Below are 15,956 nucleotides of genomic sequence, written 5' to 3'. Positions count from 1 at the left end.
TTCTTGAGCATGCGCGAGGCTCGCTAAGCTATTAATCTTTTTATCATTTTCAATTCAGATACGGATGCAGAAATCATCGATAAGGTTTACGGTAACAAACATGATAAGGATCACACATGTTATCTAAGGGTTTCTTCAGACCACCAACCTAAAACTAATATAATCAATAGCTTAAATACACCTCATAACGATTGGTTATAAGCACTATAAAAGGACGTAACGAAATTTTGAGAATAACATTTGCTCATCGATGCGTTGTTCTAACGCATTAATCTTAAAAGTGAATCGGAGTCCTTATGGGTACTAAAATTAATAAACTAGCATTAGGTGTTGGCTTATTAGCAGCTTCTTCAGCGGCAACAGCAGCAGAAAAACCAAACATTCTTGCTATCTGGGGTGATGACATTGGTGTATTCAACATCAGTGCATACAACAACGGTATGATGGGTTACGAAACACCTAACATCGACCGTATTGCTAACGAAGGCGCACTATTTACTGACCACTACGGTCAACAATCGTGTACTGCTGGTCGTGCTGCATTCCTAACGGGTCAAGAACCTTTCCGTACTGGTCTACTGACTATCGGTATGCCGGGTTCGGACCACGGTATCCCTGATTGGGCTCCAACTATCGCAGACCTTCTTAAAGAACAAGGCTACATGACAGCTCAGTTCGGTAAGAACCACATGGGTGACCAAGACAAACACCTTCCAACGAACCACGGTTTTGACCAGTTCTTCGGTAACCTTTACCACCTAAACGCGGAAGAAGAGCCAGAGACATACTACTACCCTAAAGACCCTGAGTTCCGTAAGAACTTTGGCCCTCGTGGTGTAATCAAGTCGACTGCCGATGGTAAGATTGAAGATACAGGCCCTATGACGCGTAAGCGTATGGAGCACGCAGATGAAGAGTTCCTAGAAGAATCTCTAGCGTTCATGGAAAAAGCGGTGAAAGCGGACAAACCATTCTTCATCTGGCACAACACCACTCGTATGCACGTTTGGACTCGCCTACAAGAGAAATACCAAGGTAAGTCTGGTATCAGCATCTACGCCGATGGCATGCTAGAGCACGATGACCAAGTGGGTATCCTTCTAGACAAGCTTGATGAGCTTAAAATCGCAGATAACACTATCGTAATCTACTCTACCGATAACGGTGCAGAGACCGTATCTTGGCCTGATGGTGGTGCAACTTACTTCCATGGTGAAAAAGGTACAACTTACGAAGGCGGCATGCGTGTTCCTCAGCTAGTTCGCTGGCCTGGCACTATCAAACCGGGAACTAAGATCAACGACATCATGGGTCACCAAGACTGGATCCCTACGCTACTAGCAGCGGCTGGTGATGAAAAAGTTGTTGATAAACTTGCTTCTGATAAAGGTGCAACTTACAACGGTAAAAACTGGCGTGTACACCTAGATGGTTACAACTTCCTACCTTACTTCCAAGGTAAAGAAGAGAAAGGCCCTCGTGACAGCATGCTTTACTTCTCTGCTAACGCTGAGCTAAACGCAGTACGTTGGAATGACTTCAAGATTTCATTTGCGGTACTAGAAGGTAACATTGTTGATGCAGTACGTTTCCAAACGAACTGGCCTCAAGTTGTTCACCTACGTGCTGACCCATTCGAAAAAGCACCACACGAATCGGGCATGTACCTACGTTGGATGGCAGATAACATGTGGTTATTCGTACCAGTTGGCGGCAAAGTGCAAGAGTTCATGAACACGCTACCTGACTACCCAATGCAGCAAAGCCAAGTGTTGAACCCAGGTAACTTCAACCAAAATGCTTACATGCTTCAAGGTAAACTGAAGCAACTAGAAGCGGCAGCAGCGCAAGCTAAATAAGCCCATCTAGATCATGTAATTCAAGTTGTTTAAAGAAAGTACATGATGTAATACCAAAACCGTGGTAACTCTATGCAGTGACCGCGGTTTTTCTACATCAGGTCTTGTTTTTTTAAATCTAGATCTTAAAAAATTCAGTTTTATACAACAAGGTTTTCCGAATTCACCGTTAACTCGCTCATTTCCCCTAAGTGATGTGTTATCTCCAACGATGCCCCTTGTCACGTCAGCGATTCAATTACGTCTTCTTGAACCTCTTGCTCTTGCTACATCATCTTCTTGCAACATAAGCACTATGAAACTAAGTTTATAAATATAAACCTATCATCCACAGTGTAGATTGGTTTGAAATCAGAAGGATTCTGACTTGCCAAAATTATCTAAATTAGATGGAACTAATGCTATGAAAACGCCATATTTAGCAGTATTAAGCATAACTGTCATTTGCGTTTCGATAGGCTTACTGGTTTATGACGCCGCTTCTTTAAAGATGCATGCCTCTTTTGAACACCAAGACAGTCACTCTCATGAAATCGACCATGATGATTCACACTCGTCAGCACACGACTTAAGTACAAACTCACAAGATACCAAACAGGCAGTACGTTCAGAGCAAAAAATCTTCCCCATTCCAAATTCAACCGAGATAGACAAATCACTTGCCAAGATAGGTTGGGCGCTATTCAAAGACCCTAACTTATCGTCAAACCGAAGTGTCAGCTGTGAAAGTTGTCATAGCCTACAAACCAATGGCGCTGAAGTGACTCCTATTTCCATTGGCGTAAATGGAGCGGGAATGCGAAATTCACTCACCGTTTTTAACGCTGCCTTTAACTACCGATTTTTTTGGGATGGTCGGGTGAACAACCTTGCAGATCAAATCGATGGCCCGGTACATAACGTTGATGAAATGGATTCAAACTGGGAACACATCACGAACTATGTATCCCAATCGAAGGCTTACATCCGTCTATTCGAAGAACAATCGACGGGCATCAACGAAGCTTCAATTAAAGCAGCGCTCATTGAGTTTATTCAAGGGCTGACTACGCCTGACTCTCCTTTCGACCAGTATTTGCGAGGCGATCATTCAGCACTTTCTGGTACGGCCAAGCGAGGCTGGAAAACCTTTCAAGATGAAGGCTGTATTCGTTGCCACCAGGGAACCAATATCGGCGGTGGCATGGTCATGCGATTTGGTTATTTTGGGTTATCAAAAACAGGTTCAGAACGAAGTGAAGACCAAGGTCGATTTATGTTTACAGGACAACCACAAGACAAGCACCTCTTCCGTGTCGCCAGCTTACGAAACGTGGCGATCACTGCGCCCTATTTTCATGATGGTCAAACCGAAACGTTAGAGGAAGCCATCAAAATTATGGGTGAGAGCCAACTCGGTAAGGCATTTGAAAAACAAACCATTGATGAAATTAAAGCGTTCCTAGAAGCCCTAACGGGTAACCGCCCTCAAATGTTAGTGGAGTTTGAAAATGAATAAGATAAGACTCATCTTTTTATTCTTTATTTCACTGTTTGTAGGCTTGGTTAGCTTAATCATACTGACCTATTCCGAGTATGGGAAAGTATCAGAATATGGGGATTCCGTTCGCGAATTAGGGCATGAAGTTTTAGAAATGCGGGATCAGGTAACCAATGCCGCTCTCGTTGGTATTTCAAACCCTTACCAAATGTCTGCTAACTTAGTTAACCTAGAAATAGACCTGCAAGAGCTCAAGGGTAGCTATCAGGGTAAAAGCATCCACTCTACGTTCTTTCAAGATTTGCAAAACACTCATTTACTAGAGCGTTTTCACAATGCGTCGACATTGAATGTCGATACGCTCGACAAGCTTGTCGGGTTGAGTGTCGCTCGTCAGTTCATACTGCAATCCCTAACGCTACAACTCACTGATAGTCATTCAGCAAACAATCGTGAAACAACAAGCGAACACGATTCAGAAAAGTTAAATGCTCTCTCTACACCGGATATCAGCATTCAAAGTGAACTGCTTGCTAGCGTGTTGTTTTCTGGTACCCAAATTCAGCCTCAAGAGATAAGCTCAAAATTGGCGAACCTGTCCAACACGTTCACCGAACTTAATCAGCAACAAAGCCAGCTGTTATCTCAAGTCCTTTCAATACACAGCATGGAATATATTGAGCAAATTGAACATGGATTCAACGACCTTCAAGACCAGCTAGAAAGCATCATAGTTAAACTCGTCATTACACTTGCGCTACTGACTTTCGCCTTGTCATTCGCTATCTTTATCTTCCGAATTTTTGAATTAAACCGAAACAACCTTGCCTATCAACAAGCGGCAGACAAAGCAGAAAAAGCCAACGAAGCTAAGTCCTTATTCCTTGCCACAATGAGTCACGAATTAAGAACGCCGATGAATGGCGTACTCGGTATCGCTCAAATAATCAAAGAGGATTCGCAAAGCGCCGACACTCGCAAACAAGCACAAATCATCATCGATTCAGGCCAACATCTTGTCACCATATTGAATGATATCCTTGATTTTTCTAAGGTTGAACAAGGTAAAATTGAGCTTGAATATAGCCCTTTCTCAGTCGTAGACGTAGTGACACATCTTGATAAAACCCTGACGCCTCTTGCTGAAGACAAAGGCCTCGCTTTTATCATTAAAGACAACATACCAACCAACATTCAGTTGGTGGGAGACCCCGCACGCACGCGTCAGATCCTATTTAATTTAGTAGGTAATGCGGTCAAATTTACTGCATCAGGAAAAGTCGAAGTCGAGTTTTCAATTGCGCCAACTACCCCGCCAAGCGTGAACATTTTGGTTACTGATACTGGTATTGGCATTGCAGCAGACAAGCTTGATCATATATTCACAGCCTTTGAACAAGCTGAGCTTTCAACAACCCGCAAGTTTGGTGGGACAGGATTGGGACTTTCTATTGTTAAGCAGTTAGTCGAACTGATGGGCGGCACAATCACGGTTACCAGTCAGCCTAATTTGGGTACTCGATTTGCCATATCACTTCCGCTAGAAATGAATGAACTTGAAGAAAAAGTCGTCGTTCATACATCAACAAAAACCAATAAGACATTCGACAACTTTTCGGTATTGTTAGTCGAAGACAACAAGATCAACGCGATGGTGATTAGGAAGTTCTGTGAGTCGATAAACTTAACGGTTGAGAATGCTTACGACGGTTTACAAGCCTTAGATAAATTGGCTTCAAACCAATATGACCTAATCATCATGGATAACCACATGCCCAACATGAGCGGTATAGAAGCGATTCAAAAAATTCGTAACGAACTCAAGCTAACTACTGTAGTTTTCGCATGCACAGCCGACGTATTTAAAGAAGCACACGATGAATTTATCATGTCAGGGGCTGATTTTGTTCTCACCAAACCATTACAGAAAAACAGCTTACAAAACGCCATCAATGAGTTTCATCACCAGTTTGAGGTTAACCGACATAAATTGGCAAACGCACATAACCTTTTAACTAAAGATGAAAGCAACATAACCATGTTAACGCGTCATCCCAAAAGCAAACTACCACTCACAGAGGAAGAACTGTCGTGTAGCCAAATATTAGCGCAAGATGCTCTCAAATCAGACGAGAAGCTCAAATGCTTAACTTCTCTCGTTGATGAGCTAGAAAACGAAATTGATGAATTGATAGAGCTGTTCTCGAGCGCCCAACCCGATGACTTGAATAAAACTTTGCACGCGGTAATAAGCATTGCTTCAAAGTTTGAAATGACGGAAGTATTGGAGCTCGCAACTTTCGCGGAACAGATAGCAGAGCGTCACGTCATGCCAGAAGCCGAGTTGCTCCAACAACTGATCAACCGCCTGATGGTCAATAGCCACCAAGCTACGCGCCTAATAAACAAGCTCAATCAACAACGTAAAACAGGCTAAGTGAGATATCACATGACATGGAACTTTAATTTACCCAATACGCGATCAAACGTGCTCTTAGCTCTTGGTGCAACCATCATTTTCGCCGTCGATTATCATGTACCTTTAGGTATTGCTATGGCCGTTCCCTACATTACGATTGTGCTACTCGCATCGACAACAGGAGAGTCATCTTCCACTATCATGTGGGCTATCATCTGCACCCTGCTGACTCTATTGGGTTACTACTTGTCGGGTTCCGGTAGCGAAACCTGGTTCGTCGCTTTCAATCGAGTGATGACGATTTATGCCATTTGGGTTTCAGCCATTATTCCTATTTACATCTCTTTACCGTCCTCGCAGGCCCAAAAAGAAGTCGATGATGATAGCGCAGCTGAGGAGAAATCAATGTCGCAGACTCACCTAGATGAAAACCGAACAGTTAATACGTTCAAAAATTAGGCTTAGGTTAAGTTTCGGTGAATTTTACCAAATCGAGACAAGGTAACTTGAAATACTTCGTTCTGCATGAGATTGTAATTTAACTCCCCATAAACAACTGTATGATTATGAAAACATTACAATCCATTGCGCTGCTTTCCACAATTATCGTAGCACCACACGTGTTAGCTGACGTGACAATTGAAGTTCCTTCTAGCGTAGATGTCTTAGCGGTTAATGAAGCTAAGCCAGATCTTGACGGTAGTCTTTTCTCTTCTCACAAAACGCTAACCGTTCCAGACGGCCAAAACCAAATCGTATTCCAATATCAGCTGGCTTTTGATAAAGGTAACGACCGTGAGTTCGTTGATAGTGACGCTGTTATTGCAACTTTTAGCGCTACGGACGCCGCATTGACGTTTGATATGCCTAAATACCGTAATACCGCTGAAGCGAAGAAAGGTTTTAAAAACCTAGATTGGAAATTGGTTGATGAAGACCAGAATGCAATCAGTGTTAAACAAGACAAGCTAGTGAAAGATGGGATGCAGATTGGTCGCAAGTTCCCTCAAGAAGCGAAAGAGTACAACAAGAAAGGCGGCATTGCAGCGCTAGCTATGGGTACAGCAGCAGGCGCAACAGCGGCCGTTGTTCAACCAGTAACGCTACCAGCAAAGATTGACGCAAACGCGGCGAATACTGCTGAAGAAATGCTGTATTTCTGGTACGAAAAGGCTGATGCTGAAACGAAGCAGACATTCAAAGATTACGTAAACAAGTAGATTTGATTACGAACAAGTAAATAAAATCTCTCGTTCAAACGAAAGAAGCTGGCTCTTTGCCAGCTTCTTGGTTTCTAGATTTATCTAGATGATTTAAGCTACGTAAACTAGACAGGCTCAGAAGATAACACTTTGCCATCTACTTTTGTTGGCCACCCTAGCGCTTTGTATTCTGCTGCCAGTATGTGCGCACAACGGCTAGAAACTCTTGTTTTAATCCAATCACCAAGCCCCAATACTTTATATTCCAATACAGCCATTTTCATAATGATTCTATTCCGCTCTAATTTAATTTATAAATCTAGAGTCAACATTATAGATCTTCTCTTGTAATGTATGTTCCTAAAAGAACACTGTGCATAATTTTGTTGTGGGCTATTTAGTAAACACTGAAAATCTAATCATCCAAACGTTAGTTCGTATTGTTAGAGCTTCACGCCTTAATCTCAGCAACAGGATCTCGTATCATCAAATTCATCGGAGAAATATGCTCATACAAGCGCTCAACGTTGGTGATAGAAACCTTCCCCCTTTGTATCTTAACCAAACCCTGTTGCTCTATCCCTTTGAGGACCTCGTTTAGCCTAGGCCTTGATATGCCAGTGATGTTGCTCAGTTGACTTTGTGAAATGTTGATACTAACCGTTGCCCCAGTAATATTCGTTTGTCGTGCCGCTAGTTCTAACAACACATAAATTGTTTTTTGTTCTTTTTCATGGATAGACGACAAGTAAGCTTGCATCCAGATAGACTGACCTTTTGCACCGCAATGAAGTAGCCATTTGAATACCATGCACTTTCTCTCTGCGAGATCTAAGATCTTATCTGAAGGGAAAAGTACCATTGTGATGGGGTCTACCTCTTCAGCGAGAGCAAAAAGGCTGTAGTCGACATGAACCGACAGCGCCCCGATCCAGTCCCCCCTTCCTATCACACCACCCGACAAGCTTTTCATGCTTTCTGTTGAAAAGCAGATACCAGCGGACCCTGTAAGAATATAAAAAACACCCGGAAGGTTTTGAAATTTTTTCGTAATCTCTAGGCTGTGTATGCCCGTTTTTAGAACAGCGATTTCGAGCAGACTATCTATAAAGTCTTGTGGCAAATCACAAGGCCACTGAATTTGTTTACTGATTGTTGGGTCTAACAACGATTCATTCCTCCTTCGGCAATCGAAATACAACGTTGACGTTATATTTCCAGATATTTGAATCTCTTTTAAATATAGTTCATCCTCTCGGATGAAAAAGGTTTTTATTTAGATTATATCTTAGTAACTTAAGTCATTTGCTTCGTTAATGAATCGTGGGCAATCAGAAACAAAAATGACCAACACTTGTTGGCCTTTTTGGGCTTTCTAAATCACAGAATTACGAAAGTTAGTTCGCATTCATCTATACCTTATACTTCGCCTTTTGCTTTTATTTTTTGCTTCACATACCGAAACTTTAAACTCAAGCGATATACGCCAAAACAACATCGCGATATTGCTGCTTCAACGATTCTTCAATAAAGCTCGCTTCTATAGCATTTAAAGTAAATTGAGCGAGTTCTTGCTCCGTCATGTCATGAGCTTGACTCACTGCCTTAAAATTATCCGACATATAACCACCAAAGTATGCAGGATCGTCAGAGTTAATCGTCACGGCCACGCCTCGTCTTAACAGCTCGACAATGTTGTGATCTTCCATCACATCGAATACACGCAATTTAATATTGGACAGTGGGCACACGGTCAGCGGCATTTTTGTTTCAATCAATTCGGCTATCAGAGCTTCGTCTGTCATACACTGCACACCGTGATCGACTCTGCTTACGCTGAGCATTTCAATTGCATCGACAATGTTCTGTGCAGGCCCCTCTTCCCCTGCATGAGCCACCGTGAAGAAGCCTGCTTGTTTCGCTTGTTGGAATACACGCTTGAACTTCTCTGGTGGGTGCCCTAATTCAGAAGAATCCAAGCCAACTCCGATGATCTTATCCTGATGCTTTAACACCTCTGAGAACGTTTGAATTGCGCTCTCTTCAGATAAATGGCGCAGGAAACATGCGATGATTTGAGAGGTAATTCCCAACTCTTTCTGAGCACACTCTAGCGCACGATGAATACCATTAATTGCGATATCAAATGCAATACCACGCTCAGTATGAGTTTGAGGATCAAAGAAAATTTCAGTGTGAATAACATTGTCGGCTTTGCAACGTTTCATGTAAGCCCATGTTAAGTCATAAAAGTCTTGTTCAGTACGCAATGCATCAGCACCTTGATAGTAGATATCAAGAAATGACTGCAGATCATCAAATTCGTATGCGCGTCTTAGTTGTTCTGGAGAGGAGTAAGGCAAGTCAATGCCGTTGCGTTGAGCGAGTTGGAAAAGCAACTCAGGTTCGAGCGAACCTTCAATGTGTAGATGCAACTCTACTTTTGGAAGACCTTGAATAAATACGTTCATATTTCACCTACTATGGATTTTAGGTGTGCACTTACTCTGTATAATAGACAGGATGTTTTTTGAAGGCCATTACAAAGAGTAAGAACACAATTGTGATCTAAACCCTTCGTAATCAGCACTTTGCGGGAGCTGGTAGAGACCCCCAAACCATATCATTGGGATTATACGAAGCAAACGGTTGCCACTATACAGAATTCAGTGTGAATTTCACTAATCAATTACTCGTTAACAGAGTAAAAACCGATTTGTATAGCAGGAACCGATTTAGCTCGATATCAAAGACAATCCGGTCGAATTCTCGACATCAGTAACATATCGATATACTTACCCGCTTTAAACGTACTTAGCCTTTTGGTGCCTTCTAACTGAAAACCCATTCGTTCATATAAAGCAATCGCGGCATGGTTATCGGCATGAACCTCAAGCTCAAGACGAACTAAATTTAGCCAATTGTCGGCCTGATTAATGGCCTCTTGCATCAAAGCCTTTCCTATCCCTTTACCTTGGGCTTCAGGGTGAATCGCTATACCAAGCCCAGCACAGTGCCTGTCTCTCACCTTCGTCGTCATAAATAAGGTTAAGTGCCCTACTACCTTCTCGGAAACTTCAGCCACTAATGTGAAGTGGTCAGAATGCCCGAACAGTCTTTCAACTTGGTCAGAACTGAGGAAAGGTTTTTGTGAGGTATTTTCAGAGACTGAAGGATCGCGATAAATATCAAATATATCTTGGTTATCAGTTAATTCGAGGTGTCTAATTTGTATTTCCAAAGCACTTCCTTGTCAAATGAATCGATATTTACACAGTTTTTCATACTACGGATAGTAGAGAACCCCGACAAGCTAAAAGGATGTAAGCACACGTATTAATTGAATAAATAGTCAAGTCAAACGCCAACATGTCTCTCTGATTACACACGATGATTAGAACTTATAGTCAACACCAACGCCCGCTAATGCTTGTTCAGAGTTTTAAGAGTCAACCAACCTCACACCGAATAATGAGAAAAACGACCAATCTTCATAAGCTATTAAGCCATTAAGCTAATTAAGCCATCGAACTCACAAGCTAAGAATGCACCCTAATCAATATCTTCACCTACTTGTCTGTAAATGGGGGGGCTAAAAAATAGATTCAGAGGTGCAATAAATTGATCTATCACGATTGAGCTTTCGTAATACATCTCGAAAATAACGGACAAAACTCAAAGGAAGACAATATGTTTAACAAATTATTCAAAACCACATCAGTGCTAGTTGCGACGCTTCTGTTTACGGCTTTTGCTCACGCTAACCACCATGAGATGAAGAAAAATATCGTTGATGTTGCGGCTGGGAACGGCTCTTTCAATACTTTAGTTGCAGCAGTAAAAGCAGCAGGCTTAGTTGACACTTTGAAAGGTGAAGGCCCTTTCACCGTTTTAGCTCCCACAGATGAGGCATTTGCTGCATTGCCGGAAGGAACGGTAGACATGTTGTTGAAACCAGAAAACAAGGACAAGTTAGTCGCTGTACTTACATACCATGTAATACCAGGTAAAATCATGGCAGCTGAAGTTATGAAGTTGAATAGCGCAGTGACAGTTCAGGGCGGAACGGTAATGATAGCGATTAATGACGGCAACGTAATGATCGACAAAGCCAAAGTTATTATGCCGGACGTTGAGGTTAGTAATGGTGTTATCCATGTGATCGACGCAGTGCTACTGCCTAAATAAGAAAAGTAGCATGAATAAAAGATTCAAGAGGGTGTGGCAGGTCCACACCCTTTTCATATTTTAATAAAAAGCGAATATCGGTATCAAGCCAACCGAGGATGCCTTTATATCAACAAGAACTATATCAACAAGAACCCGAGTTACATAAACAAGCGCCCGAATATCAGAAATGCAGCCATCGACACCACCTTCGTGAAGACCACCACCCATATGCAATCACCAACACTAGAGTGCGTCGCTTTCCCAAGTAGAAACACGAATAAAATCAACCCTAGCACCCAACCCACAGTCGGAATCAATGACACCAAAGCAACGATTACAGCAATAGTAAGAAGCGATTTAAAGTCTGCGACCACAAAAGACATTTTGGAGGCGATATACATGCAACATGCGGTTATTAATGCGTCCATCACAAACGCTAAAGCTTCGATTCCCACGTTACTTCCTTCACTCAAATTAGTTGCAGTGAATATTATCGCTAAAGGGAGCATTTTCCTTTAAGAAGAGAACAAAAAGCAGCTGAAAAATGTAACAAAAATAAGATTGCCGTTCGGCTTAATGCACCGTCTTATTTGTTCGAGTCTTCTAAACCTTTAACCAATGCACCTGACCGAGCCTGATTTGCTTTTTGATAGGCATCAAAACCATCTCCGTGTTTATCTCCGAACAAGCAAAGAAAAGAATTGATGACGAATGAAAAGAATGAGATGACGACAACAAAAAGAGGAAACAGCCCTGACACCCCAACATCTAAGGCTAGGACCCCAACACCGAAGGACAACATCGACACTAATGTATATAGTTTAGATCTACTCACATGACTCATGAACAACACTCCTTGTATTCATTCAATGTTTAGATTAGACAAATTACCTTGCACACAATTTGAACTCATCGACAATATCAATAGATCAGAAAAAGTTATCCTTAAAAAGGTTCATTAATATTTTAAAGTAGCTATCTACAGTTTAAAGAACGCCAGTCCACTTATCCGACTACCTTCTCCATCACGTAATTAGTGAGCTTTACGCCACGCATTTCAACTTCCTGTTCATTCACGACCTTAAAACCAAAGTGCTCATAGAAAGGTCTTGCAGTAATACTTACTTCAGAGAAATATCTCGACACACCACGAACATGACCCACGGTGAAAACATGCTCCATCAACGCTTTCCCTACACCCTTCCCTTGATATTCATGGTGACAGAAGAAATGATCAATCAAGCCACTTGGTTGCAGGTCAGTATAGCCAACAACGCAACCATCAAGTTCCGCCACAAAAGGTTGTAACCCGTTCATGCGCTTTTGCCATAACGTAAAGTCAAAGCTACTTGGCGCCCAAGCTTCAACTTGTTGTTGAGAATAATCTCTAGCATTAACATTGCGAACGGTATGAAAGAAGATCTCCCATAACGCTTTATCATCACTCGTTTGGTAATTTCGAATTCTAACCACGACGTACTCCTTTCATGTCATTTGAGTATCTTCAGGGTTGCACATTAATATTGGAATAAGCAGGCTCCATAATCCAAGTTCAACAGTCTAAGCGTTAGAGCCAAAGACCAACGATTAAACTAAAGCTCAACGATAAAACCAAAGCTCAACGATTAAACAATAGAAAACCGAAACCTATGCGACGGCATTTTTTTTGAAGTAAAAGCGGTAGTACCCCACTAAATTGCTGCATATAAACAAAGCTTCCATGAGCACAGCAGTAGGAGAACCAACCAAGTAGTTGTGAACTAACCAGAAACTGGTTCCGATGATCATCAACTCTCTTAACCGACGATCGTCTTTATTGAAAGCTGCAAAGGTCTGAAACACGGAAGCAAAGCAACTCAATATGCTAGTCAGCCCCGAGTAAGTCACAGCCGTTGCGATCACTGACATGGAACAAAACAAGTATTTAAACTTAGACGATGTAGAAAATACACTCGTCAAATAGCGAATAGTGGCAATCGTCATTAAGCTCGCCGCTGTCCATTGTTCGAGAAGGATAAAATGACTTGAAATAAGCACGCCAGCAAAGAACAGACAGGTAACAATTTTCTTTCTCTCTTTAAACTGAAAAGAAAGAAGATCGAAACAAATAGCAATCGCGACTAATACTTGAGAAAGATAAAAAGCTGACACGGTAATTCCTTCAATAATAACATACGCCCTAGTCGCTTCTTTCAACTGTGAATAGCCGAATAAAATGTACTAGGCGGTTCTAACAAAACGGGCACACAGCGCTCTAGAGCTTCAACAGAGATCTAAAGCTTCAACACACCACTAATCACTGTGGTAGCAGAACCAATTAACTTTATTCGCCCATTGTCTAACAGCTCCGTCGACATATAGCCTCCACGACGAGACGCCTGATAAGCACTGAAACTGCTCTTATTTAATTTCTCTGCCCAGTGTTGCGTCAATGCACAGTGTGCAGAGCCAGTAACAGGATCTTCATTAACCCCAACCCAGGGTGCAAAGTAACGAGAAATAAAATCAAGCTCCGTATTTGATGCTAACGCAGTCACCACAACACCTCGTCCTTTGATACCTTTTAAAGCATCAAAATTCGGGGACAGATCCAATAGCACGCGTTCATCAACCACTTCGATTAACTGCTTTGAATCAAACTCCCTGTATGAAATCACTTGGTTTAACTTTATACCAAGGTGATCAAGCAACATTAAGTCGGGTTCAGAACTCAACGATAAATGAGCATTTGGAAAGTCAAGCTCGATAGATGATTCACAAACCGTGGCAGATAACTCGCCAGACAAAGTATTAAACACGACGCCGTCACCTGCTTTCACTAGCCCCTTCTCTTTTAATATGTGAACCGTCGCCAAAGTACCGTGACCACATAACTCCACTTCTACTTCTGGAGTAAACCATTTAAGCGTCATGGTGCTAAGCGCGAGAAATGCCGTTTCTGACACCGCCATCTCTTCCGCGATTGAGAACATTAATGATTCTTCTAATGGCTCTTGAGAAATACAAACCCCAGCAGGGTTCCCTTTAAATGCTTGAGCTGTGAATGAATCAACTTGATGTATTTCTAATTCCACAATAGTTCCTAATGATTCATAGATCAGATATTGCTGACAACAATAAGCACAAATACTCTGTGCGACAAGAGCTTATCGACAACTATCCTCAACAATTAATTGGTATATCAACTCAATAAAAAAGTTACCGAATTTAGTAAGATAAATTTAACGACTTCACTCCAAGCTCAACCACCAATCGAACCCTAATTCGTAGCCCAAATTCGTAGTCAGAAAGCAAACAAAATCGATTTGTTTGGAAAATGTTTAATGCTTAATTAGTTGCAATTGAACGCTTCATGCTGAATATTAACTTATAACCCTCAATCGAACCGAGGGAAACCAATGTTTGAAACCTTATTTGTTTATATCGAGATTGTTAGTGTCGAGGTTGCTAGCATTGAAATAATTAGCATCGAAGTCATTGGCGTCGAAGCAATTAGCGTCAATGTAACTAGCATCAATGTAATTAACATCGAAACAATTAGTGTTGCGGCTGCTAACGTTGAGTTTTCCGGAGGAAGTATTGAACGGCGTGTTTCACATTAATCCAATGTAAGCCGAATGAAATGCGACTTAACAAGTTCAAACGCATAGATTTTTGCATCCCATTGGTTCAAAAACATCAGTATTTACATGTAATGCAATGAGTTGAAGTAAAATTAGAAGCCTAATTTGATGCATGTCTCAAATTTTGGGCTACGATTTAATTAATCACAGTACGAAAGGAATCCGTCAGTGAATACATCCCACGCATCATTACTTGCATTATCATCCTTTGTAACTGGTCCTGCGTTTGGCCATAACCATGATGTTTATCTCTACAATTGGGATGAATTTTTATCCGATAGCGTCATAACCCAGCTGAAAGATACTTACGATATTTCATTGAAACAACAATACTTTTCTGATGAATCAATAAGGGATGAAGTTCTGTTAAGCGAGCGTAGAAATGCTTTTGAGCTCGTAATTCTAGAAAGTGTGCAGCTTAAGGAATTAGCCAAACAGAAGCTGTTCCACAACCTCAATGACTTACAGCAATCAATCGCAGGTAACTACGATGAAAGGTGGAGTGAGGGATGCGGAGAGTATGGTATCCCATACGCATGGGGAACATCAGGCATCCTATATCGAAGCGATAAGGTTGCTGAACCTCAGTCTTGGAAAGCAATCTTTGCCCCTGAACCGGAAATTAGCGGCAGAATCAGTATGTATTACGACCCCACTGACCTTATTGGTGCCGCGCTGTTAATGAACAAATTAGATCCATTTACTAACAGTGAGCAAGAACTTCGTATTGCGTACGAAACCCTACAAACACAAAAACCACACCTTGAAAGCAATGAATATGTAATCGACTACATACACAAACCAGAGCAACTCTCTAATATTGATCTTGCTTACGGTTATTCCGGCGACAGTTACGTTCTCAATGATGCCGATCCTGATGCGTCTTGGGCATATGTCGTCCCTCAAGAAGGTACAACGTTGTGGCTAGAGTGTATTGCCGCAATCAATAACGGAGAGTTATCTCCACAAGCAATCACAATAATGACATTCCTTTCACAACCAGACATCGCAGCTCAAAACGCGATGGATTCATGGTTTGCTACGCCCAGCACTAAAGCAAAAGAACGGACTTCTCAAGAATATCAGAACGACCCCGAGCTTTTTCCAAGCAAAGACGTGCTAGATCGCAGCTACCTTTATGAGCAATTAGAACCCAACAGCATTCAAATTCGCAACCGTATTATCGACAGTTTGAGATAACCA

At 41.7% G+C, this 15,956-nt stretch carries 17 protein-coding genes and 1 riboswitch; of the genes, 8 read left to right on the top strand and 9 right to left on the bottom strand.

Annotation, left to right across the window (positions count from 1 at the left end; genetic code table 11):
- Nucleotides 1–296 precede the first annotated feature (296 nt).
- From BCU75_RS05180 to BCU75_RS05160, 5 genes are all read left to right on the top strand, one after another.
- Complete coding sequence (locus BCU75_RS05180) at nucleotides 297–1,859, top strand: arylsulfatase (protein WP_076673610.1); 1,563 nt, start codon at nucleotides 297–299, stop codon at nucleotides 1,857–1,859.
- Between the two features lie 403 nt (nucleotides 1,860–2,262).
- Nucleotides 2,263–3,357, top strand: coding sequence for a cytochrome-c peroxidase (locus tag BCU75_RS05175; RefSeq protein ID WP_102473124.1), 1,095 nt, complete (start codon nucleotides 2,263–2,265; stop codon nucleotides 3,355–3,357).
- Nucleotides 3,350–5,776 carry an ATP-binding protein gene (locus BCU75_RS05170; RefSeq protein ID WP_102473123.1) on the top strand — a complete coding sequence of 809 codons (2,427 nt, stop codon included), beginning with the start codon at nucleotides 3,350–3,352 and terminating at the stop codon, nucleotides 5,774–5,776. Before BCU75_RS05175 ends, BCU75_RS05170 begins: the two co-directional genes overlap by 8 nt.
- A 12-nt stretch (nucleotides 5,777–5,788) precedes the next feature.
- Nucleotides 5,789–6,217, top strand: a complete 429-nt coding sequence (locus tag BCU75_RS05165; RefSeq protein ID WP_102473122.1) for a hypothetical protein — start codon at nucleotides 5,789–5,791, stop codon at nucleotides 6,215–6,217.
- A gap of 107 nt (nucleotides 6,218–6,324) precedes the next feature.
- The gene (locus tag BCU75_RS05160) at nucleotides 6,325–6,978 is read left to right on the top strand and encodes a DUF2057 family protein (RefSeq protein WP_102473277.1); all 654 of its coding nucleotides are present in this window, start codon (nucleotides 6,325–6,327) and stop codon (nucleotides 6,976–6,978) included.
- A gap of 107 nt (nucleotides 6,979–7,085) precedes the next feature.
- On the opposite strand, the gene BCU75_RS24355 is transcribed toward BCU75_RS05160, so the two are convergent.
- The 4 genes from BCU75_RS24355 to BCU75_RS05145 all read right to left on the bottom strand — a co-directional run bounded on the left by BCU75_RS24355 (nucleotide 7,086) and on the right by BCU75_RS05145 (nucleotide 10,201).
- A complete protein-coding gene (locus BCU75_RS24355; RefSeq protein WP_165690341.1) occupies nucleotides 7,086–7,244 on the bottom strand; it encodes a hypothetical protein in 159 nt (52 codons plus the stop codon).
- Nucleotides 7,245–7,411: 167 nt separating this feature from the next.
- A complete protein-coding gene (locus BCU75_RS05155) occupies nucleotides 7,412–8,128 on the bottom strand; it encodes a Crp/Fnr family transcriptional regulator (RefSeq protein WP_076673600.1) in 717 nt (238 codons plus the stop codon).
- A 304-nt stretch (nucleotides 8,129–8,432) separates the two neighbouring features.
- Entirely contained in the window at nucleotides 8,433–9,431 is a 999-nt protein-coding gene (locus BCU75_RS05150) for an adenosine deaminase (RefSeq protein WP_102473121.1), read from the bottom strand.
- 89 nt (nucleotides 9,432–9,520) lie between these two features.
- Nucleotides 9,521–9,620: riboswitch (purine riboswitch) on the bottom strand.
- A gap of 86 nt (nucleotides 9,621–9,706) precedes the next feature.
- Entirely contained in the window at nucleotides 9,707–10,201 is a 495-nt protein-coding gene (locus BCU75_RS05145) for a GNAT family N-acetyltransferase (protein WP_102473120.1), read from the bottom strand.
- A 449-nt stretch (nucleotides 10,202–10,650) separates the two neighbouring features.
- Here BCU75_RS05145 and BCU75_RS05140 point away from each other — a divergent pair, with 449 nt between their 5' ends.
- On the top strand, nucleotides 10,651–11,148 hold the full coding sequence (locus BCU75_RS05140) for a fasciclin domain-containing protein (RefSeq protein ID WP_102473119.1): 498 nt from the start codon (nucleotides 10,651–10,653) through the stop codon (nucleotides 11,146–11,148).
- 140 nt (nucleotides 11,149–11,288) lie between these two features.
- On the opposite strand, the gene BCU75_RS05135 is transcribed toward BCU75_RS05140, so the two are convergent.
- The 5 genes from BCU75_RS05135 to BCU75_RS05115 form a co-directional block, all read right to left on the bottom strand.
- Nucleotides 11,289–11,585, bottom strand: coding sequence for a hypothetical protein (locus BCU75_RS05135; RefSeq protein ID WP_050643901.1), 297 nt, complete (start codon nucleotides 11,583–11,585; stop codon nucleotides 11,289–11,291).
- A gap of 131 nt (nucleotides 11,586–11,716) precedes the next feature.
- Nucleotides 11,717–11,974, bottom strand: a complete 258-nt coding sequence (locus BCU75_RS05130) for a hypothetical protein (protein WP_076673592.1) — start codon at nucleotides 11,972–11,974, stop codon at nucleotides 11,717–11,719.
- A gap of 161 nt (nucleotides 11,975–12,135) precedes the next feature.
- Nucleotides 12,136–12,603: a GNAT family N-acetyltransferase gene (locus BCU75_RS05125; RefSeq protein ID WP_102473118.1), complete on the bottom strand. Its 468-nt coding sequence runs from the start codon at nucleotides 12,601–12,603 to the stop codon at nucleotides 12,136–12,138.
- Between the two features lie 174 nt (nucleotides 12,604–12,777).
- On the bottom strand, nucleotides 12,778–13,281 hold the full coding sequence (locus BCU75_RS05120; protein ID WP_102473117.1) for a YgjV family protein: 504 nt from the start codon (nucleotides 13,279–13,281) through the stop codon (nucleotides 12,778–12,780).
- Between the two features lie 122 nt (nucleotides 13,282–13,403).
- Complete coding sequence (locus tag BCU75_RS05115) at nucleotides 13,404–14,204, bottom strand: PhzF family phenazine biosynthesis protein (protein ID WP_102473116.1); 801 nt, start codon at nucleotides 14,202–14,204, stop codon at nucleotides 13,404–13,406.
- 324 nt (nucleotides 14,205–14,528) lie between these two features.
- On the opposite strand from BCU75_RS05115, the gene BCU75_RS05110 reads away from it, so the two are divergent.
- Both BCU75_RS05110 and BCU75_RS05105 read left to right on the top strand, forming a co-directional pair.
- Complete coding sequence (locus BCU75_RS05110; RefSeq protein ID WP_102473115.1) at nucleotides 14,529–14,732, top strand: hypothetical protein; 204 nt, start codon at nucleotides 14,529–14,531, stop codon at nucleotides 14,730–14,732.
- A gap of 189 nt (nucleotides 14,733–14,921) precedes the next feature.
- Nucleotides 14,922–15,953, top strand: coding sequence for an ABC transporter substrate-binding protein (locus BCU75_RS05105; protein ID WP_102473114.1), 1,032 nt, complete (start codon nucleotides 14,922–14,924; stop codon nucleotides 15,951–15,953).
- Nucleotides 15,954–15,956: the final 3 nt, after the last annotated feature.

It is taken from the genome of Vibrio splendidus (genome assembly GCF_002873455.1).
Lineage (GTDB): Bacteria > Pseudomonadota > Gammaproteobacteria > Enterobacterales > Vibrionaceae > Vibrio > Vibrio splendidus_J.
The sequence above is the reverse complement of the archived record's forward strand: the minus strand, read 5'-3'. Positions and strand labels throughout refer to the sequence as shown.